This is a genomic window from Desulfoluna sp. (genome assembly GCF_030145185.1).
Taxonomy (GTDB): Bacteria; Desulfobacterota; Desulfobacteria; order Desulfobacterales; family Desulfolunaceae; genus Desulfoluna.
In genome coordinates, this window is sequence record NZ_JAQYWB010000078.1 from 1 (window position 1) to 23,944 (window position 23,944).

At 58.3% G+C, this 23,944-nt stretch carries 5 protein-coding genes; all 5 read left to right on the forward strand.

Annotated features, from left to right (window positions below; genetic code table 11):
• Window positions 1-231: 231 nt before the first annotated feature.
• A complete protein-coding gene (locus Q1Q75_RS19130; RefSeq protein WP_300673983.1) occupies window positions 232-16,023 on the forward strand; it encodes an LEPR-XLL domain-containing protein in 15,792 nt (5,263 codons plus the stop codon).
• 429 nt (window positions 16,024-16,452) lie between these two features.
• Window positions 16,453-18,474 (forward strand): 7TM diverse intracellular signaling domain-containing protein, encoded by a 2,022-nt coding sequence (locus Q1Q75_RS19135; RefSeq protein WP_300673986.1) that lies wholly within the window; start codon window positions 16,453-16,455, stop codon window positions 18,472-18,474.
• Window positions 18,475-18,860: 386 nt separating this feature from the next.
• Window positions 18,861-19,715 carry a hypothetical protein gene (locus Q1Q75_RS19140; RefSeq protein WP_300673988.1) on the forward strand — a complete coding sequence of 285 codons (855 nt, stop codon included), beginning with the start codon at window positions 18,861-18,863 and terminating at the stop codon, window positions 19,713-19,715.
• 162 nt (window positions 19,716-19,877) lie between these two features.
• Window positions 19,878-21,182 carry a TolC family outer membrane protein gene (locus tag Q1Q75_RS19145; protein ID WP_300673991.1) on the forward strand — a complete coding sequence of 435 codons (1,305 nt, stop codon included), beginning with the start codon at window positions 19,878-19,880 and terminating at the stop codon, window positions 21,180-21,182.
• A gap of 129 nt (window positions 21,183-21,311) precedes the next feature.
• The coding region (locus Q1Q75_RS19150; RefSeq protein WP_300673994.1) for a DUF4347 domain-containing protein at window positions 21,312-23,944 on the forward strand (2,633 nt) is incomplete at its 3' end.

The window sequence follows — 23,944 nt, forward strand, 5'->3', positions numbered from 1 at the left end:
CCCCGGGTATGGCCCATTTTATTCTCGATGTGCTGTTTCCTTCTCTTTGATAGATAAATACGATAGTTATCGGAGTCAACAGGCCATGGGAGGCAACCACATCCCATGGCCTGTTGGTTTTATCAGATTTTTATCAGATTCCGTTTTGTACAAGAGTTCGTTGATACATGCCTTCTGGAAGATGACACGGTTTCCTTTTAGAGACGACCAACAAGGTGGGGAGAAGTTCTTGTGTTTAATCGAATGAAATCGTTTGCCACATCAATGCGAAAGAGGGCGGGAAAAGCCCCTGTAGAATCGGTTTCGAGACGGCGTAAAATGCTCTTTGAGTCCATGGAGGAGAGGATTCTTCTCTCGGCGGATATTGGGTTTGTCCCCCTGGAAAGGGCTGTAGACCTTAGCGCGACCTTAGATTCCGTTGTGGTGGCGATGGAAACCGAATGTGAAACATCCCGTCAAGTCCTTGCGGGGGACGCACCGGAGAAGGCCTCGGTCGTGGGGGGCCCCGTTGTCTTTGATGCCGACCTCCTGACGTCCCTTCCCGTGTCAAAACTCCTTGGCAGCAGGGGGGCGGGCACCGTGGATCTTTCGGGGTATTCAGGGGCTGTCACCCTCAGCTTTCAGGCGGACTCTTCTATCATCACCCTGACAAACGGCATAGAAACCCATGAATTCACCTCTGTGACGTCCTTTGTGGACAGCGTCGACAGGAAACTGACGATTGAGGCTGCGGGGCGGGAGGTGAGTGATCTGACGACAGACAGTATGACCGTTGGCGGTGTTGCCATTGATCTGTCGGCCTACACCTCTCCTGTTGAGATCCATCATGCCGGCCTCTCCGCAGACTTGAAAACCGGGTATACCGAAAGCTTGAAACGTCTGACCTACCTCGCCACGGCGTGGGGGAGCTCTGGCGATCTCGCCCACAAGCTGCCGTTGAGCCATGGGCTCTCTCTGGCTGACATGGACCCGGACCCGGATACGGTCGTAAATGGTGTGCGGCAGGCTTTTCAGGCTTATGAAGATGCCTTTGGCACGGCCACCCACAATTTTGCCATTGATCGCGGCATCGGTTCGGAGCCGACAATCCGCTTAGTGGGAGATCTTTCAGCTGAGAACAGCGTCACCGTTGACCTTGCTGCTGCACAGGACTCGTTGATCGATAAGGGGCTGCAGTTTGGCGCTGGAGCAACCTTTGACCTGACAACAAAGGTCGTGGCACATTTTCAGGTATCGCTGAACCTTGCGGATACGTCACTGGCCACTGTGGCGTTTGATAAACTATTTGTGACGGCTTCCGCTGACAGTGCCCTCACCGCACCGCTTCAGGTGGGTGTTTTGGCAACACAGGTGACTGCCGGTCAGGTCGTTTATGACTGCCAGGTGGATGCCCTGACGACGGCCGGAACCCTTGCGTTGGGAGAAAGCCATGTAACCGAAAATATCCTGATTTTGGGGGCGACGGGCACGGGAACCTTCAGCCTGCGCCTTCCCGTAACGGTTGCTGAGGGCCTTCAAAATAAAGACGGCGAAGCGTTTCTCCCTGATGCCTCGACCCTTACCATGGGCACCGATGTCTCGAATCTCTATCATTTGAACACCGCCCCTCCCATCACCATGCCTGATTGGATGCGCAGCTTCACCCGGGTGTCTCCCACCCAAATTCAAGCCCAGTTTGTGGCCTTGAGTGAGTTTCTGAAAGCCGCCGAGGTCTCTTCCTCGTACGATGCCCTGCTGCCCCTGGTGGATGGGGCGCGCCTGGGGGATGCGCTCGGGTTTGATGCGGCGTTTTGCGCAAAACTTTTGGATCTCATCAGCACCGAGGAGGGTTCGCCGAACTATCAGACGCTCCAGGGGCTCGCAGGTCTTTCCAATGGAGCGCTCACCCTCACCTGGGACGCGGCCTCCTGCTCGCTGGGTTTTGGTATTGCCGTCAAAGGGGGCCACGCTTTAGAGCCACTGCCCTTTGCCTTTAACGGAGAAGGGGGGCTGCTTCAAGGGCTGAGGGTGGTGAGCAGCGCCGAAGAGAGCCTGGGGCTGACAGACGGGCTCGCCTCGGCCATGGGCGAGGGGGGCGCACAGGTGATTCTGGCCGAGAAACCTGTGGCCGCAGACGTTCTGGCAACCGGGGTGCTCCGACGCGATCTGTTTTTTGATCTGCTCATTGCCGGGGCGGGCACAGGTGGAACAGCGGTGCCGGTTCATGTGGCGGTGGTAAAGAATTCCGGGCACGACTCCCTGGCCCAATTGAATGAAGATATTCAGGCGGCGCTGGCAAAGGCCTTAACCGATGCAGGGCTCGCCCCCGCAACCATCCCATTGGGCGCCTGGGTGGATGAGGCCTCGGGCCGGTTTGTGATCATGGGTGACGGGGACCACGCCTTGACCGTCACGATCGGACCGGGCAGCGAAGGGGTGGTGCTGACCTCCACAGTGGATTTTGCCCTGGATGTGGACTGGGATCTTTCGGCAACGCATAAAGCAACCTTAGGGGCCTGGGGCAAGGGGACGTTGCCTGACACAGGGGTGCTTGAGCAGGATTTCGCCTGTGTGCTGCGGGCGGGCAATGACAGCGCGGCCACCCAGGGGGCTCTTTCGATTCGTGCAGATGAAACGGCTGGATTTACCAGCGTGACGCAACTGGTGGGGCTTCTCCAGGAGAGGCTCGACGCAACGGTGCTGAAGGATAAAGTGATCGTGGGGCACGACGGCCACCGCATCACCTTTACCCTGACAGGGTCCGCAGGGGAGACCTGGCTGACGTTTTTTGCGGAGCCCGGCAGCGCGGCTGTGAGGGCGCTGGGGTTTGCGAGCGGGCAAGCCGCTTACGACAGCGGGGTGGGGGCAGCACAGGTCGATACGGCCACCTCCCGCATGGAGGCACGGCTTGATCTGGAGTTTTCCGCAGAGAAAATGACGGGTCGCTACGGGTTCGTGGATCTAACCTTTGACGGGGGCACGGCCCGGGGCACGGTGAGAACACAGGTGGCCCTGGATGGCGGAGCCGATGGTGCCCTGGATCTTCAGGCCCTTGACGCGGGCGATCTTGATGCGGCGATTTTTTCAGGGGCGTTGCCGGGGGATGCCGCAGGCGATCTCCTCTCCCAAATCGTTGCGGCCCATGGCTCCCCCCTGCAGTTTGTTTTTTCTCTCAAGGGGCAGGTGGCCGGTGTTTCTGACTCGCCAGAGACAACAACGGATCTTACCATCACATCAGACAGGCTCCCTGGCGTTGTCGGAGGCGGCACGCCGGCATTCACTGTCGGTGTGTCCGGCAGCTCGCAGAACCTTTTGGAGAACGTGAGCTTTGACACGGTGGTCGGGGCGCTGCAGCAGTCGGCCCAGTTTTTTGAGTTCGCCCGGAGCGCCTCGGCCATGCAGGCGAAACTTCCGATTCTGGGCATGAGCGGGGCATCTTTGAGCGATTTTGATCACGTTTTCAGTGAAAAAATAGCTGAGCTTTTTGATCGGGAAGAGAGCCTCCACAGCCTTCAGGCGCTGCAAACGGCCATCGGTGAGGTGTTTGGTATGGCCGGGTTCGCTTTTTCCATGGATGGGGCCAATCGGCTGCGGTTTACCATTCAGCTTGTCCATCAACAGGAGCAAGGCGTGGGGCTGCCCCTGGATCTCTCGGCTCCGCGGTTGCTCGGTGCAGGCCAGGAGGGGTTGACCCTTGTGGATCGCACCGGAACCGTCAACATGGCCCTGTCATCCACGGCGATCCTAACCCTTGATATCGGCCTGGATTTTTCAGACCCCAAACACGCAAACGTGTTCCTCTACGATGAAACGGGCCTTGAGCTACAGTTTGAGGTCCATGACAGCGGGACGGACGATGATGGGACAGGCACCCTCTCCTTTACGGCGCTGGTTGGGCAAAAAGAGGTGGTGGTCACCGGCGGAGAGGTGGATATCAGCGGCATCTTTACGTGTGGTCTCGTCCCTTCCTCGCTCTCCTCCGGCCGACTCACGCTGGAGGCGCTGGATGCTGGAGCCATTGCCTCGAACCTGAGCGGCACCGCAGAGGTGTCTCTGCCCCTGGGCGAAGCCCGGCTTGCCCCGGGAGCGCAACTGGTTATTTCCCTAAGCAACCTGAGCGATGTGGCAACCGGCGGCACGGTGACGTTGCCCGACGGCCTCATGGCGATCTTTGGTGAGAAAAACCCGCTTTCTGAACTGATGAGCGATGCGGAATTGATCATCGGAAGTCTTGATGGGCACCTCGCCTCGCTCCAGGAGAGCTTAAGCGCCAATTTGACCGACATGGGGGCGATCCCTTTGATCGGGGACCAGATCCTTGAGGGGTTGTCGCCCATTTTAGAGACCATCGCAGCGATCCGGGGGGAGGTGCGGACCCAGATTGAGAATGCCATGCAGGGCCTTTCAGGCACGGAGTCCCCTGAGGCGCTGGCCGCTAATTTAGGCAAGGTTCTGACCCATATCTTTGGGGCCGATGGCTTGAAATTACTGGCCCATGGGGTCTCCATTGTACCCCACTACCTGAACGCGGCGGGTGAGCATGTTGCCAAAATTCTTCAGGCCACGGCCATTGAGTACGGGTTCTCCATGGGGGGGAACTTTGAGAAAACCCTCACCCTTGACCTGGGCCTGGGGGTGGACGATGTCGGTTTGGGAGACCTTTTGCCCGGCATCGGCTTTGATGTGACAGGCGATGTGGCGTTTAACGCATGGTGGAATCTGGTGATCGGCTTTGGGTTTGACCTTAACCATGGGTTTTACATCAACACGGAGAGCAAAGGGGCAGGCGGCGAAGCGATCCCTGAGCTCAGCGTGGGGGTGGACGCCAGTGTTCCAGAGTTAACGGGGGAGATGAACGCCGGGGTGCTGAAGACCACGGTGACCGATGGCATTCTGGCCCCGGTGACGCTCAGCGCGGCAGCCCCCCTTAAAACCTACGACAGTGTCCCGGAGGTGACCACCGGGGGCAACTTTGCGCAGTGGTATAAGGGGATGCCCTCGGGATCCTTCTCCCTTGAGGTTGAGAGAAAAAATGGGGAGCCCACATCCATCGACGTCGATATAACATCTTCTCATACCCTGGAGGGCCTTCTCGCCTATCTGAACACCCTTCCTGAGATGATTCTCCATGGGGTCACCGCCCGCCCTGATTTTTCCAATCTCCTCGAACCCCGACTCGTCTTTACCGCCCGCGACGCAGATATTGTTCATATGACCATCAAGGATGGGCAAGCGTTTGGGTTTGCAGAAAATCAAAAGGAAGATCAGAACACCGTCCTCGGGTTTGGAGAGATTCCTCCGGCCGGGGGTGGTGGGGATGGCTACACGCAAACCAGTGTGGAGACAGGAGGGCGACAGGTTCTTACCGCCGAGCAGGCGGCCCCGATCCATGGCCGGTTTGTGGGGGATGTGGCCCTTGAGCTCACCGTGGACGGCACAAGGCTTCATCTGTTCATAGGGGGCGAGTCTCTGTCTGAGCTGCCTTTGAAAGGTGCTTCCTCCGGGGACAACGACCTGCTCTCCGTCCTTAACCAATCGATTCACTTTGCCTTGTGCTCCCAGGGCCTGGCCTCGGATTGGGTGGTTGCCTCGGTGGCAGACGGCAAGATCTGCTTTGTGGCCAAAGAGGGGGTGGGGTCCATGGGGCTGTCCATCAGCCGCGTTCAGACCAGCGGCATGCACCTGCTGTTTGAAGTGGACGTGAAAGACCCCTTGCAGGACGATGGCCGCATCGGGGTGTCTGATCTTACGGGCAAGAAAGGCGAGGTCTACAAGGCCGTGGCCAGCATGGCCGGGGAGGTCCGGTTTTTCATCGAGAGTCAAGGGCTCCCGGGCCTTGATGTGCCCCTGCCCACGGTGAGCTACAACCTGCGCGTCAATGTGGCAAAGACCCACACCTTTTCCGGGAGCGCGCCGGGGAAGATATCCCTGCCCGGCGAACCGGCTTTTCCGGGGTGGCCCGGCCTTCCGGATTTTCCCTGGCAGGGCAAACCCCAGGGGATGACCCTTCATTTTGAAAACATCCAACTGGATATCAAAGAGTTCCTGGAGACACTCATCAACCCCGTGATGGATCCCCTGAAAGACGCCCTGGCGCCTGTTCTTAAATTTTTGGGGACTGCGGCAGGCGATGGCGCGGGCTTTCTGCAGCAGGGTGTCCCGGTGCTGGCGGATGCCTCTCACTATATGAGCGCCCCGTCGAGTTGGCTCGGGTTTGCCGGTGATAAAGGCTCCCTGGAATCCTTCTGGCAGGTGGCGGGCAATCTTTTTGCCCTGGCAGGCTCCCTGGATAAGATCGGTGATCTGGATGCCCTGAACCTGGGGTGCTGGGTCATGGATTTGCCCTCAAAGGGAAGCCGCAGGACCACTGTCTCCGGGGAGACCGATCCCAAAAAAGCGAGCAAGTATCCGGTTCCGTGTGAATTGGAAACATCCTACGCCTCCATCTGGACCCAGGAGAACGCCGATATTGTTGAACAGTTTCATGATGAACTGGAAAAAAGCCTGAAAGATGCCTTGGGTTTCCCTGAATCCGGTGACATTTTCGACGGTGTGATGGCAGACGCTGGCCTGGATTTGAAGCTGTCTGACTTTTCCAGCGCCGGGGTGACCCTTGGGCTTCTTGAACCGGGCAATATCTTTAACCTCCTGACGGGTCAACCCTTTGATATCGTCCAATTCAACCTGCCCACGGTGGACCTTGACCTCAGGTTCAATGAGGGATTTGGATACAGCAGGGTGGGAAAAAGCTTGGGGTTTCGTGTCAAAGGAGGAGGGCATCTTCACTTAGACCTGGCCATGGGGTTTGACTCTTCCGGCTATGATGAGATGGCCGCTTCGCGACGATCCGGGGAGACCGTGGATCTGACCGATGCCATCGATGGGTTTTACTTTACCGGCTCCGGGTTGACCTTTGATGCCGGATTCAACGGGGGGGCGAGTATCGATATCGAAACCCCTTCTGTGTGCGTGAACATGGGCTTTAAAACGGTGTGCACCCCAAAGGTTGACGTCTTTGATGTGAGCGCCTCTGTGGGATTAAACACCGGCCTTCGGCTCTCCCTTATCGATACCAACGGGGATGGGAAGCTGCGGTTTGATGAGCTGGCCGGTGAGTTCGATTTTTCCCATCTCCCCTCTATCTTCAGCACGGACATTCACGCCAGCGGTGGCTTTGAAATGGATGCCGTGGTCATGGATACCACGGTGCTCGATATCCATGAAAGCGCCCATCTTTCCCTTTCCGATATGGTCGGTAACAGCCTCACGAGCCCCTCAATCCAGGCACCGGTGTTAGGGACGGTGGCAGCGGGTGTGCTGCGCATCAACGCAGGCCTGTACGACTACGCCAGGCGTTCCGGGGACGTGGATGACAGCGCCGGGGCGCGGGTGCTTGTCTCTGGCGGTGACGGCGGCACGGTCACGGTGGTCATCGGTTCTACGGTGCAGACCTTTCATGGCGTGACCCGCATTGTCGCCTTTGGGGGCGACGGCGATGACTGCTTTGATTTTTCCGGTGTGAAAGGCGTAGCGATCGAGGCCCATGGAGGCGCCGGAGACGACACCCTCAAAGGGGGCTCAGGCCAGGATGCGTTGTCTGGCGATGCAGGCGATGACACCTTGTTCGGTGGCGATGGCAACGACCTGATGGTGGGCGGGGCCGGAGATGATCACCTCTGGGGCCAGGCCGGCGGCGATACCTACCGATTCACAGCGGGGTGGGGGATGGATGTCATTGGCGAAGCCAAGGGGCAGACGGGCGATACCCTTGATCTTTCATCCATCTGGGAGAACCTTTCGGTGAGTCTGACCGATACCGGGACCCTGGTCTCGGGAAGCCGCGATGGGGTGATTGTCTCCGGCTCGACGGTTGAATCCATTTGGGCGGGTCATGGGGACGATACCTTTTTTATCGCAGGGGCCTCCGATCAGCAGGTGACCCTGGAGGGGCGGCAGGGTTCGGATCGTTACGTGGCATCCGCCGGTTCCGGAGCCAACGTCCGTGTGGTGGATGTTCCGGGGGCTTCGGTGGGTCAGGATGAGCTGATCATCCAGGGGACGAGCGGGGCCGATGTCATCGGGCTGACGGATACCATGGTCTCCCTGGGTGCTGCGGGTCAGGTGATCTATGGTGGCGAGGTGAGCGGATTGGAACGGATCCGTATCGAGACCTATGCCGGGAAGGATAGTCTCCACGTGGGGGGCACGGCCCAGGGCATGAGGGTCTCCCTGGACACCGGAGCGGGAGACGATGAGATCGCGGTGGGGTTTGGCATCGATGGCAAGATGACCAACCTGAATGGAATGGCCGGGGCATGGGAGACGGGGTTTCTGGCCGTGACGGGTGGGGATGGCAGGGATCATCTGCGGGTCTCTGATTTTACAGATAGCCTGGGGAGCAAGAACGACACGGCCGGTGAGTTGACCGATGCGGTGATCACCGGCATGGGCATGGCGGTGGGCATCGATTACGGCGAGGTGGAGGCCATCACCGTGACCCTTGCCAACGGCAGCAGCCCAGGGGCGGACGGCACTGTCCTGGACGGCGACGATACCTTTGTCCTCTCCGGCACCTCCGCGCTGACCACCACCCTTGACGGCAGCGGCGGCAACGATACCTTCCATGTGAATGCCGTCATCGATTCCACCCTGGTACTTTACGGGGGGGATGGGGCCGATACCTTTCGGGTGACCGTTGCCCGGGGATGGGATTCAACCCCCATCGCCGATGGGGGGCAAGGGGATCTTCTGGATGGCGGCCAGAACGGGGATACCTATGAGGTGACCCTTGAGCCGGGTGCCGTGGGGGTGAACTATCTCAACATCAGTGACTCCGGGACAGAGGGCGGTGACCTGCTGGTGTACAAGGGGAGCGCTGAACACGATTTTATTCAAATGGATACGGTGTACAGCCCTTCACCGGACTCCGGGCCCAGAGCCTTTGCCACGGATCGCTGGAAGGGGTATGGCGCCCATGACGAAGGGCTGATTGTGGCACATTATGATGGGGTGGTGTCCCCCTTCAGCAAGGTGGATTTAGACGACACGGCGTCGGTGGTGGGGATGAAACCGGTGACGGTGAAAGCTGCTGAAAATCTTTTTATTGTGAATTATGCCTCCCTGGAAGGGGTGACGGTGTTGGGCGGAAAAGGAAACGATACCTTTATCTCAGACGACACCAGTGCCCAGGTGACGGTTTTTGGAGGCGAGGGCGACGATGCGTTTTATGTCGGGTCGATTCTGGCAACAGAGACGATTGCTGTGGACGGGGCGCTGGTGGATGTGGTGACCGAGGTGACCTGTGGCGCACGGTTTGCCGGGACCAGCTATTACGGCGGGGATGGGGATGACTATTTTGAGGTGAACCACACCATCGCCGATATCTCCCTTTCCGGAGACAACGGGGACGACACCTTTTTTGTCAAGGCCCTGCTCACCTTAACCGAGGAAAAGGGGCCGGCCCATCTGGTGGCGGGCAGCACCCGCGTGAGGGGCGGGCTCGGGGAGGGGAGTTATCCGGGCAGTGAGTCCGTGGAAGACACGAGGCACGTGGACATCGATACCCTGGTTTACGTGGACAACGCAAATATAGATATTGACGGGGGCGCTGGCTTCGATGCGGTGACTGTCGTGGGCACCGCCTTAAGCGATACTTTTTATGTTTATGTGGAGACCACGGCTGAAGGGCAGAGCATCCAGAGAGTGTACGGCGCCGGCCTTAAAGTCAGGGAGCTGGTCAATATCGAGCGATTGCAGCTTTTGACGGGTGGGGGGGATGACACCATCTATCTTTATGGCGTGGATTTAGGTCCCATGGGGGACATGATTATCGATACGGGTTCCGGTGCGGACACCGTTTGGATAGGGGGACCCGAGAAGCAGATCGTTCAGCGCTATCCCGGAAGTTCGAGCCAGTATTATGCCCAGGTGGAGGGCTATGAGACCCAGGACATCGTCGGCCTGCCCTTTTACCGGCTCGATTCCCTTCATCGCCTGGTCCCTTTTTCCGTTTCGTACCCTTCCCGCATAGAAAAATGGGTCATGCCTGCCTCCTGTGATATCTCGGCCTTTGTCTCCCCGGTGATCATCAAGGGAGGGTTTTCCGTCGATCCCGCCATGCTCGATTACGATCGGGTGATCGTCAACAACAGCTCCGGGCCGGGGCATGTGATCTTCACCGATACCGAGATCCGCAAGAAATCCTTTGATGTCGAGTTCGCCCATCTGGTCCTGGAGAGCCAGGGCGATGAACCCGGAAAGGACCTGCCTGGGATCCTTCTCGGGGCCGACGGCAGGGCCGCTGGCCAGGCGCGTACCCTGCTGCAGGAGCTGGCCCTGGATTATCTGCGATTTCTGGACCGGTATGAGGACAAAGGGCTTCTGGAGAAGGTCGCGGCCCTGGAAGCCGGCGAGACCTTTTGCTTAGACGTTCCTGCCGGAGGTATTTATTTCAACGCCCAGACCGCCTTGACGGACACGGGAGAGGAGAAGACGGCCTATGAAGCCGTCACCGAGTTTGCCACCGAATTCGGCCTGGACGCGGTTTGGAAGACCGAACTCTTTGATGGCCGAACGCTCCACGAACTGACGCGTCTTTCCCTGGGAGGGCGGGCCCTTGATGTTGACGCCCGGTATGTCGACACCCATGTCCTTGACGCAGACGGGGTGGAGCATGTGTACCGCGACCTGGTGAGTCTCTCTTTGAAGACCCTCGATACGCTTGCCGTGACTTTTGAGGCCGGGGCCATCAGCCATGTGGCGGTGGTCCGTTCCGATGACATGGACACGTTGGCGGTGGAGGGAGAGACCGCAAGGCTTCATTTCACGGGGATTGAAGACCTGACCCTGAAGGTGAGCCAGAGCGAGGCGCTCGTGCCTGAAGGGGCTGACGGTGCAGCCACTGTGACCCGGACGACCCTGGACAACGACCATTACGTAAGGGGTCGGCTTACGGTGCTGGGCGGGGATAAAAATGATCGCTTCCTGATCCGAAACATAAAGGCCGACACCCTGATCCATGCCGGAGGGGGGGACGACAGCATCGAACTGGTGCCCGGCAAGGCGTCCACGGATCTGCTCAGCGCCGTCAATGCCAGTCTCTATCTGTTCGGTGATGAAGGGCATGACAAAATCATCATTGATGACTCCGCGGCCACCGAGGAGAGCACCCTGGCGCTTATGAGGCAAAAGCTTGAACACGTGGTGGCCTTTGAAGAGCTCAGCCGCGTCACCGACGTACTCTCCATCAGCGATGTGGATGACAACGAGAATACTCTCATGGCCGAGCAGCTGAAGGAACGAGCCCTTTCTTATGGGCAGAAGGCCCTGGACGTGGATGACGGAGCATTGTCCCTGTATATAGATTCGGTGATTCAGTCCCTGTTGGGGAGCTTAAGCGAGAGGCTGGGGGAGGTGAAAAACGCCCTGGACGCATCCGCGGACAACCTGATGGACCAAATCATGACCCAGGATAAAATCCTTTTTGAAGATCAGGTGAAAATGTATGTGCGCACCCGGCTTTATGAAGACGGCTTAAACGACAGGATCCTGGATAAACTCGAAGCCCTGGGCGTACGCACTCAGTTTGAAGCGAAGGTGGGATTTCATGTGGATGGCGTCTTTTCCTGGATGGATTACTCCTGGTCAGAGACGGTGTCAACCTGGGGTGGCATTCAGGATGGAATCACCGCGTATCAACACTTCCTTCAAGCTCCGGCCAGTGCCTTTCCAGGGCATCTGCCGGATTCGTCGAGTGAGCCCTCGTCCAGCGTGATGAACCAAATGATTCGGGACACGCTCCAGGACACCGACGGAAAAAGCGATCTCTTTGCCCTGCTGTCGAGCGCCTTTTCCAGTGGAGAGGCCAGGGCGATTCTTGGCAGTGGCGACTTCCGGTGGGATGGCATCTATTCGACGCATGAGTTCACCTTAGACGGCACCCAGGTGTCGGCCAGGGACAATGCGCTGTATCTGGCCAGGGTCTTCGACGAGGTGAACAACACCTGTGCCGGGTCGAACACCCTGTATCATCGGATGCTCCTGGACCGAGGGCTGAGCCAGGGGCAGCTTGATGCACTCTATGATGCCATGAAGGACCGCCCGGAGACGCTCGGGTTTGATTGGAATGGGACGGCCCACGGCACAGGTCAGGTGATTCAACCGGTCTCAGACATGGTGATCGGGGCGCCTCTTCTGGAGGAGGCGTATTGTGCCACAAACGACGTGAGAAAAAGCCTTCAGTCCCTGACGGAACGCCGTGATGCCCTTGTTCTGGAAGTGGAAACGCTTAAAAGCATGGTCGGCGCTGAAACGGCCCCTCTCCTTGAGATTCGAAACGCGGTGGCAGCGCTTTGCGATCACCTGGATCCCCAGGTGACCGAGGGGACCCCTGACATCGATTTTATGAGGATGCCTGCCTTCAGCCTGCTGACATCGGCTCAAGGGGGAGACCTTCTTCACCTGCTTGAAGCCGTGGAAGCGGTGCAGGCGGGCATGCCTTCCGCCGAGACCTTTAACGCGGTCTCGGCGGAGATGGGAACGGGTGATTTTGAAGCGCTGGCGGCGGCATTTTCGTCGGAGGCGTATGCCGCCTGTCGCACGGTGTATCAGGAGACGGCCGCGCTGGTTGATGGGTTTACCCAGTATCGGCAGCGGTATCTGCCCGCCCTGGAGAGATCGCAAGGGGTCCTTGCTGCCGAACAGTCCATCCGGGGTGTGGACGGGCATGCCTCGTGCTTTGAGGCCTTTCTCTCGGTTTTGAACGGAGACAGCTTTGATTTTGAGTCGTTTGGGGCGGCGTTTAAAGCCGTTCAATCTGAGATTCAGGGCTTTACCACAACCCATCCAGGGTATCTCGAGTCCCTCAAAGAGATCTCACGTTATCAGGCCCAGGCCGAGTCCCTGCAGCGCGATGCGCTGACCGGGGCCAGGGCGGTGGCCTTAAATGATGTGCAGCGTGATCTCTTTTATCTGGCGTTGGAGGAGGCCCGGGCGAAGTGTGCTGCCATCCGAGAGAGGTACGAGGCCATGGGCACGATCTCCATCTCCTTGTGGGGCCATACGCGGGCGTGGACACCGGATTACAGGACGGATCCGGAATTTCAGCAACAGGTTGATCGGGTGGCCTATTATGAGGAAAAAGTGGCCGCAGCAGAGGCCTGCGCCACGGACTCAACCGAGGCCTTCGGTGAGCTCACGGCCGAACTCGGGAACGCGGTGTCAGGGGATGCGATCCACGGCGTGCTCGATCGGCTTCGCGAGGCCAGGGCCGCCAGCGCCGAGTTAACCACGGAGTATGATGGGCTCGTTAAGAGCTTCGATACCTTGTACCTCGTCTTGAAAGAGCTGAGTCAAATCACCATCCGGGTCCTGTCTGAAACCCGGGGGGATTCAGCGGCGGCTCTCTTCGCCAGCAGCGGGTCCCTGACCTCCTCCCTGGAGCATTATGAAAACGCGTATCACCTCCTGCCGGGTTCCTCGGCCCTTGCGCCGGTGAATCGGCACACCTTTGAGGCGGGCGGGGGGGCAGGCACTGTGGTGGTTAAGGGAGAGCAGCGAAGCGACACCCCGGTCCTCTCGGTGGCCCTGGCGCATGGGGGGCATTCCCTTGATGTTCATACCGGCTATGACGATGTGGAAGAGCTGATTATTCATACCGGGTCGGCTGACGACCAGGTTACCGTTACGGATACCCTGGGGCAAGAGGATGCCAGTACCGTCACGATTTTCTCGGGCGAAGGCGATGATACGTTCAACGTATCCTCGGAAGCCGCCCTTAATCTTGGTTCCCTGGATGGGGTGGTGGGAAATCTGGTGATCGATGCCGGAGCCGGGGGGGAGAACAGCCTTACCGTGAGCGATGGGGGGGATGCCGATGGGGACGGGGCCATCTGGATCAGCGGGGAACTCATCACGGGCATGGCCCGAGGCGATATCACCTACGTCGCCACCGGCGGCACCTTTGGCGGTGACATTCGGATCATGGCCGGGCAAGGAAGTGATTTCATCACCCTTGCATCCATTCGGACCCAGGACTTGACCCACATCGACGCCCACGGCGGGGATGACACCCTGACTCTGCTTTCAACGGTGGATGGCGGGTTTCTCGACCTTTTCGGGGGGAGCGGCGACGATGCCATGGATGCCAGCGCGGTGAACGGTTTGGCTCTGGTGATGGGGGGCGGTGACGGAAACGATGTGATGCGCGGCGGCGCCCTGGCAGATGTGATGCTGGGCGATGGCATGTCCGTGACTCGGGATCAGGCGACCCATGCGCTCCTTCGGGTGGCCTGCGTGGACACGGCCGTGGGGGGAGGAGACTCCCTTTACGGCAACGCCGGATCGGATTTTCTCTTGGGCGGTTTTGGGGATGATTACATCTCGGGCGGTTTGGGTGATGACCTCATTTTTGGCGACAGCGGGGGCGTGGGCATGGCCGGTGCGGGGGCCGTTACGGATCTTTATGAGATCGACCCGCTTTTTGGGGGCGCTGATATCATCCATGGCGATGAGGGAGATGATATCCTCGTGGGCGGGGCGCTTGAGGACGTGATTCGTGGCGGCATGGGGGCCGACGTGCTCATGGGCGACCACGCCCGCATGGTTCGAGACGCGTCAGGGGCTGTGCAACGGGTTGTCACCACCGCCTTTGCGTGTGGCGCAGGCGATACCCTGTATGGCGATGCCGGAGCCGACATCCTGTCCGGCGGGTTGGGGGATGACACCCTCCATGGGGGCGCTGGAGATGACATCCTGATGGGTGGCCAGGTTGTCGTGGTTCGCGGTGACGGAACGGATCAGGCCCATGATATCTTAACCACCCACGCCGAGGATGGCGCGGATACCCTTTATGGCGGAGATGGAGATGATCTCCTGGTGGGTGATGGTGCCCATGTGCTCCGAGACGCCTCGGGCAGGCTGGAACAGGTGGCCTCCACCCATCGTCATCGTGGGGGGGACGATCTCCTTGACGGGGGCAACGGCAAGGATGTCATGATCGGGGGCTTCGGAGCGGACAGGCTTTACGGCGGGCAAGGCGGGGATTCTCTGTTGGGCGACGGGGGCAGGGTCACCTTCAACAAGGGGAGGCAACGCGTCGTGGAAACCACGGGCCTTTTTACGGGTGCCGGTGACCACCTCTCCGGGGGAGAAGGGGCCGATCTCATGCTCGGCGGCTTCGGCAACGACCGCTTCGAGGGCAGCTTAGACGATGACATCCTCATCGGGGAGTATGCTCGCATCACCCTGAAACCCAACGGGGTGGTGGACGCCATCGTGCGCCTGGCCCAGGGGAATCTGGATATCCTGGCAAACACCCAGTCGGAGTTGTACCTGCATCAGAAAGGGGATCGGGGTTCCGGCACGATCCCGTCTCGGCACTCTTTTGATGCGTCTGAATGGGTTCCACCCATATCCTGGAAGGGCGGCCAGAGGGACGAATCCCATGGCACAGGCAGGGTCGCTGCGCCCGTCCCTGTGCGAACGGTTCGGCAAGAAAGCCATACCCCCCGGCCTGTGGCTGCGCCTGAAAGGGAAACGCTGCCGCATCTTCGGGATGACTCCGGCGTGGGATTTAAAGCGGCTTTTTCAGCAGCCCGGGCCGATGGCCTCAGGGCGGGAGATCTTTTTATCTGGGACGGCCGGTTTTATGATGCCGGGGAGGCCATCGAGACCGTCCACGTGACGCCAGCGCCCGGTTCCTTTTCCGAAGCCTTCGAAAAAGCGAGGCAAAACTGCCCGCAGGAGACCTGCACCTTTACCTGGAAAGGTAAGACTTACCGGACCCTCCTTGAGGTGGCGCCGGAAGATCTTGAAAGGGAGAAGGAGGCACCGGCATCACAAGCCCCTGAGCAGCGGGCACCGGAGACTAACCTGGGCGATCTCGATGCGATGCTTTTTGATAAAACAACCGGAACGATCGCCGCCGCCAGCATGGGGTGGGGGCTTTTTTCCGGCACGCTGACAAAGAGAGAGCCCCTCTTGCGTGATGAGGCATTTAAGGCACTCGATCGCAAGATGAAGGCGCGTGGCTATCAAAAGTGGTAATGCCCTCGTCCCACCTCACGCGTGGGCCCTTTGCCGATGGGGGGCTCATAGACAAGCAGCTCGTACAAAATGCTTTGATCATAGAGAAAAGTCGAGGCCCTTTTTTTGCTACCAAAGAGTAAACTATGTTTACTTGTATAGCGTATTCGATGAACCTGTGATACGAGTATTCTATTCCTTTTTAATTGATGTTGAGTTCGCTTTTTTTGCGTTTGTATGTGTTTTTAATTTAGGTTTGAAATGCGACGAATACTTGCCTGCATAGTCTGTTTAGGTCTCCTGGGTTTGTTGACACCTGTTCTGGGGTGTCATCATCGCCCTGATTTCCCAGAGGTCCAGCAGGGTCGGATCGATGTGTCGGGATGGAATTTTGAGAGGATGGGGCCGGTCCCCCTTTCCGGTGAGTGGGAGTTCGTTTGGGGGGCCTTGATGACCCCTGCAGATTTTGCTTCGGAGCGGTCAGGACGTGCCTCGGGCTTTATTCGGCTGCCCGGCCTGTGGAAGGGGACAGACAGTTCCGGCACCCCGCTGAGGGCTCAGGGACATGCCACCTATCGTCTGAGGGTAAAAACCGGTTCGGATTCCGGGCGCAGGACGCTGCTTATCAATACCCCCCTTTCGGCCTGCCGTGTGTGGGTGAACGGGCGGCTTGCGGGGGCCAGTGGTGAGGTGGGGACAAACCGGGGGGAAGAGACGCCCCGGGCTCATGTGGTGAAATCCAGTTTCATGACCCGCGGGGAGACCCAGGACATTCTGGTGCAGGTGTCCAACTATCACAATGTGCAGGGCGGGTTGAACGCGCCGATCTGGTTGGGCAGCGAATCGCAGATGGGGCTCCTGGTCCGCCGGAAAGAGAGCTTTGCTGCGGCATTCGGTGGTTTTTTTGCCCTTATGGGGTTTTTCCATTTGGCATTTTATCTGCGGCATCGCTCAGAGCCCGCCAACCTCTATTTCGGGCTCTACGCCATGATGTGGGCTGTGATCACAGCCTTCAGCAACCAGGGCGGGTGCCTGGTCTCCGAGCTTTATCCGGCGTTGCCCTGGCGGATGACCATTGATTTGACCTTGATCCCCTACAGCCTCTCCGTGCCCTTACTGGTGATGTTTTACCACGCTCTTTTTCCGTACAAGGGGGGCGTGTGGGTGGAGCGGGTTTACCAGGCCCTTAGCGGTTTTTTTATTGTTTATTTGGTCTTTTCCCCGCCCAACGCTTATGGGCTGGTGCCCATGCTGTATCGCCTGGTGGTCCTGAGCATGGTCCCTTACCTGCTCTGGCGGTTCGTCGTGGATCTTGTCCGGAAAATGGAAGGAGCCCGGATTCTTATCCCCGGGTATTTGATCCTGGGGATCTCCGGCCTCAGTGATCTCTTTTTTGACTTTGGGCTCTCCCATACCCTCTCTATGGTCCCTTACGGGGCGTTTGCCTTTGTTCTTTCCTATTCACTTCTCATCGCTATCCGTTTTTTTAATGCCTTTTCAGCCGTTGAACGACTCAATCATGAGTTGAAAGAGAACAACAGAACGCTGAAAGAGAATCTCACCCTTCGGAAAGAACTGGCCGAACGTAAACAGACGGAGCAGAACCTGCGGGTCACACAGCGGCGTCTTACGGGGATGCTGAATACTCTGGATGACGCCATGGTGGCGATTAATGAAAACGGTGAGGTGAGTTTTTGCAACCGGGCCTTTGAGACGTTTTGCGGAAGCACCGCCCAGGAGATCCTGGGCATTTCCTGGTTGCGACTGGTGGCAGCCGAAGCGGAAGAAAAGGCCTCTGAGTTAGAAGCGCGATGGTTGAATACCGGGGCCATGCCCCAACCGGAGCGTGTCCAGGGGATCGTGTTTCAACGTGGCGCCTGCCGGGCCGTGAGAACAGAGGTGACGGCGGTTCGTCTTGATCTGGAGGAGGAGCCGATGATGCTTCTGATTCTTGATGACAAAATAGGCGAGGCCCTCGACCAGGCCACCGACCGTGTTTACGCCTTGAATTTGAATCGTCGGAGAATTGAAGAGTTGAAAGATTCTCTGGAACGGATCGCCTCCAGCGACCTCACCACCCGGTTTGATTTGACGGAGGATTTGGACTCCATCGACCGCGTTCTGGGGCATATCCGGGGCAACCTGTCTATGGGAGAGACCGGCTCTGGCCATCGGCATCAGGCGGTGGCGGTGATGCAGCTCGCGTTGGAGCTCTGGAAAGAGGCGGCAGGCCGGGGAAAGGTGGCGTTGGCGCGTCAATCAGGGCTCTGGAAAGTTTACACGGATAAAGACGGCTGGGATCGAACCCAGACCCTCGACAAATACCTGAATGAGGAGTCCATTCCTCAAAAACCTCGGGTGGCCCAGGTGATCCGTACGGCAGAGTTTGTGCTGGCGGCTTGTGATGGGGTGACCGAGTTGAGATCAAGCCTTGAAAGGCATCTTGAGATCTTTCGGAGAGATCGGGCATAGGGCCCATAAAACAACATGATTTCATGTCCCGAGGCACTCTGGCCGGTCATTTTACGATAATCACAGCCCCCCCCAAAAAACCTTTGCTCATCGCTTTTCGGCCTTTTTCATGGCTAAACGTGACGTAAGCTAAGGTCCTCTGTTTAGACTGTATTTTTTATTTTAACGGGTTTTAACAGGACGATTCCCTTGCATTGTCCGGTGTGACCTGATTTTTTGCATTATAGGATACTGATTGAACTCGGGTCTGTTTGTGCGCCTGTGGCCACCGGTGCAACTCGAAGCGCATTTCCCATAGGGGGCCAGGGGGGGATCATCCTCTGGTCGCCGGTTTTTTTTATTGTCTGCCTTAGAGTCGACATCAACAATTTCAGGATGATTCAGTTATGAAAATGAAAACACTCGGTGCCTTCATGTTGATCCTTGCCTTTCTTTCACCCGGAGTCTTTGCCGGGGAGGCACCCGCTGGCAAAAGGTGGACTCCGGCCCAGGTCTCTCTCTGGCCGTCTGTTCAGGCCTTTGGTGAGGATCGGGATGTCTATGGCCTGAGGCTGAATTTTCTCTACGGGAGCTCGGCGGACATGATCGGCCTGGACCTGGGGTTGGTGAGGAGTCGCTCACACGAGATGAAAGGGCTTCAGGTGACCGGGATTTTTAATGAGTGCCGGGGCAACGCCTACGGCATCCAGGTTGCGTTGTTTGGAAACCGCGTTGAAGGGGATGTGATGGGGATTCAGCTCTCGCCCCTTTCCCTTCTCTTTGAGCCCGTCCGAAACGATGTTGGGGGGAGACTGGTTGGCCTTCAGCTCGGGGACAACGAGGTGAAAGGAGAGGCCATCGGCGTTCAGATCGGTTGGAACGAGGTGGACGGAGACGCCTGGGGCGTCCAGTTGGGCTGGAATGAGGTGGAGGGGAAAATGGTCGGCCTTCAGCTGGCCTTTGCCAACAATATTTTGCCCTGGTTTTTGCAGGAAGCAACCACCGGCGATCTGGCAGGACTCCAGGTGGCGCTCGTGAATCGCTCGAACCGGACACGGGGCCTGCAAATCGGGGTGTTTAATGAAAGCGCTTCACTCTCCGGGATGCAGCTGGGGCTTTACAATACGGCGGATCAGGCGGCGGGGTTTCAGCTGGGACTTGTCAATTGGTGCACCGAGATGACAGGGCTCCAGGTCGGCCTGGTCAATGTCATCAAAGGGGGGCGCTTTCCGTGTCTGCCCCTGGTCAATGCGAATTTTTGATTGTTTTTAGCGTGATGGCCTCGCAGCGAGGCGTATTGGACTGTGATTTTCTACGAACACATCTTCCCAAGCCAAAGGTACTTTTTGATGAATCCATCTTTTAAGAAGGCAGACGCCTCGACCCCTCGGTGTTTTATCCCAGTTGCCAGGCAGCTCCTTGTGATGGCACTTCTTTTTTGCGCGCCAGGGGCGGCGTTTGGGGAAGATCTCATCTATTTCTATACCCACGCCCGCACCTTTGACGCCAACCTGAAGCGCTCCGGCTATGAGCACGAAGCCTCGCGTGAGATTTTAAAGCAGGCCTATGCCAAACTCCTGCCCGAGGTGTCCGCCTACGCCCAGCATGTCAACACAAGGGATCGGATTGTCAGCAGCGACAACACCCTTTTTGCCAGAGGGACCACCTCGTATCCTGCCGACAGTTATTCTGTCTCCCTGGTTCAGCCTGTGTTCAATTACGCCTCTTTCGTAGGCATTTCCAAGGCGAAGGAGGAGCTTCTGTTGTCGGATGCCCTGTATGACAGGGAGAAAAAGCAGCTGGTGCTGGATGTCGCAGATGCTTATTTCCTGGTGCTTGCCGCCCAGAATAACCACCGTTCGTTTGTGGCTGAGGCCGCAGCGGTGAAGGAGCATTTTGATCTGGTCCAGGGTCGTTATGACATGGGCCTGGCCCCCATCACTGACTTTCTGGATGCCAAGGCTCGGATGCTCTCTGTGGATGCCGACGTGATTGTCTCTGAAAACCGTTTGGATGATGCCATTCAGGGACTGTACGAAATCAGTGGCCAGGTGACCCGGGTGTTTGCTGATTTAGCCCCTGTGATGGCCCTGGGGCGTCCCGACCCTGAATCAACGGAGGTGTGGACCGAAATGGCCCTGGCCCAGAACCTTGAGGTGATGGCTGCAAAACACAGTGTGGCGGTGGCGGCCCGGGAGGTCTCAAGGCTTAAAGGGGATCATTACCCGGTGGTCACCCTGGAAGGCCGGCACAGCTGGAATGACACCGAGGGCACCGCCTTTGGCGGGGGCAGTGAGGTGAGGAAAGAGGAGCTGATCGTTAATGTCTCGGTTCCGATTTTTAAAGGGGGCGTCACCAACTCCCGGGTACGACAGGCCACTTCCCTCCTGCAGGCGGCTCGGGAGCAGCTGCGGGAAAAAGAGCTGGCGGTCAAGCGTGCGGTCCGGGTGGCTTACCTCGGGGTGCTCTCGGCCATCAGCCGGTCCGATGCCCTGAAACAGTCCGTGGAGGCCCAGAAAATCGCCCTTGAAGCCAAGCGTGAAGGATTTGAGTCCGGCCTCAACACCAGTTTGATGGTGATGGATGCGGAGAGAGATTATCATTACGCAAAAAGAGATTATGCCGCTGCCCGTTACGATTACATCATCCAGATGCTCCGGCTTGAACACGCCGCCGGACGATTGAGTGATGCCCACCTGGTGTCTGTTAATACCTTTCTTGATCGGTAACGGGCTTTGCCCGTGGATCTTTTGTAAACCCATTTTATTGGGTAGAAGGCGTCGCCTGATTTGACCCTATCTCTCGATAAATAAGCCATACAGCCATTGAAGTGTGAACGCTGAACCCGGAGGGGGATCATGTTCGATCGTTTGAAGACTTTTATTAAATCAGGCCGCAACAGAGCCGGAAAAGCGGCCGAAAAATCCGTTTCGAAACGCCGAAAAATGTTGTTTGAGCCCATGGAGGAGAGGATTCTTCTCTCGGCTGACTTTGGTGTTGATCCTTCGGAAGGGGGCGTGGAGCAGGGGATGCCTGCCGAGTCCACCCCGGGGGAGATCGAGACAGCGCCTGAGGCGTCACCGGACGCCTCGGCGGCCGATGCCCCTTCCCTCGCCTTTCATGACCCCTATGCCCGTGAATTGATCTTTGTCGATACCTCGGTTCCAGACTATGAAGGTCTCTTAGGAAAGATAGTCAGCCAGAAGGCGGGTGCAGGCTTGGACAGCACCGCCTCAACCCCTGGGGGCGTCCCCGACTCCGGCGTGCGAATCATTGCGCTTCATGCCGGCCGGGATGCCGTGACACAGATCACGGAGATGCTGGGGCGGTACGAAGACATCGAGACCGTCCACATTGTGTCCCACGGTACGGAAGGGGCGCTCTCCTTTGGTTCCGGGACCCTGGACGCGGCCTCCCTTGAAGAGAACGGGGCACAGCTCAGCAGCTGGGGCGCTTCCCTCACACCCGACGCCGACATCCTCTTGTATGGGTGCCGTGTGGCCGGTGGGACGTCGGGTATTGAGTTTATCAATCGGTTGTCGGACATCACGGGTGCCGATGTGGCCGCATCAGATGATGTCACCGGATCTTCTCTTGCAGGCGGCGACTGGGAGCTTGAAAACAGCTGCGGGACGATCGAAGGCGCGGCCCTGTTCGCCGGTGGCAGCACCCCAGGGTATGACCATCTTCTGGGACCAGTGGTTATAGAGGGGACGGACCTGGATGACACGATCACCATTACGGGTCAGGGTGCCGGTAAATTCAATGTGGATATCAATGGCACCGCACAGGATTATACGCTCACCGCCGACGACCCGCTGCTGACCTTTCAGGGTGGACTGGGTCAGGATAAGGTGATTATCACCGGTGACCTGACGATGACAGATGCCGGGCTGGTCGTGAATGCCGAGGAGATCGAGGTCGCGGCAGGGGCAACCATTGATACCGGGGCACATGATATCACCTTGAATGCCCAGGATACCGGGACGGGGCTCTTTGGGACAATCGCTGAAAAAATAGCCGAATTAACACCCCTTGACTCGGAAGTGTTCGATATCGTTGAGGAGGCAGTCCTCGGTGCCGCAGGACCCATCGCAGCGCCCATTGATTATTTCTCTGCCTCAACCGCAGTCACCCTCACCGGCGCGACCCTTCGCGGTCACGACGTAAAAATCACCACCGCATCGACGACGGATTCCTACGGAAACTGGCCGGTGTTCAAGGTGATCGGGGTTGGCTCTTCAAGTGATATCCGTATCAACGGAGAGACCCATATCACGGCCACCGGTGATCTGACCATCGCGTCATCTTCCGATGTGACCGTGCAAAGCACGGCCGAGGGGCTTGGCCTGCCGGGTATAGACGGGGCCGTGGCGGTGACGGTGATTTCAAGTACCGCAGCAACCCATGTCTCTGGCACCGCCACCCTGGAAGCCTCTGGAAGCATAGAGCTGACCGCCGACAGCAGGGTCACCGGCACGACCCTTGCCGATGGCACGGTGGGGGGGGCAACGATTGCCGGGGGAAGTGCCGCGGTTTCTGTCATTGTCAGCGATGCCCAGGCCAGTCTGGATGGCGCGGTTTCCATTGCTGGTGCGACGGCCTCGGGGGATGATCCGGCATTAACCATTGCCTCTACCTCCTCGAATACCGTCAGTACGATCGCCGTTGCCACCAAAGGGGGGGCAAGTGGTGAAGGCGGCTTTATCAGCAAGCTGCTGGGGACCTCGACCATGGGAACCGGCTCCGCAGAAGCCGGAGCAGGGACAGGGACGGGCACAGGCGAAGGTGGAGGCACCGGCACAGGGACCAGCCCTGTGTCACTGGCGGGTTCCCTGGCCTTGACGGTCCTGTCCGACCGCAATGATGCCCATATCCATGCCACGGATGCCTCCAAAATGATTGATGTGACAGGTGCCGTTGATGTGAGGGCGATCAGCGCCCATTCAATTACCACCAAGGCAGACAGCAGCTCTGTGGAGACACCCTCGGCGAGCGTTTTTGGGGGTGGCATTGCTGCGGCGGTCAATGTCGCTGATCTTACAAACCATGCTTACCTGAAAGGCGCTCCGGTTTTCGGTGCGGGGACCACGGCAGTCAATGTCAAGGCAACCATGCCGGCGGATACAACCCATACCTTCAGCGCCACAGCCATTTCCGGTGCCAGTTCGGGAGCCTTCGGTGCCAGTGGCGCCTTTGCCATGGGCGTGACCGTGTCAGACAGCCATGCCTGGCTGGCTGCCGGGACCGAGTTTCATGGCGGCGCAAACACAGCCGATCTCAACCTGGAGGCAGTGAATCGGACCTCCAGCACCGTAACGGCGACGGCACAGAAGACAGGCGCCACAGGGTTTGGCGCTGGCGGCTCACTGGCGCTGAATGTAGGGAAGAACGTGACCCTTGCTGAGATCGATAAGACGGCCTTCCTTTCTGATGTCGGAGCATTGTCGCTTTTAGCCGAGGGCGAGCATGGTCTTGACACCACAGCCGA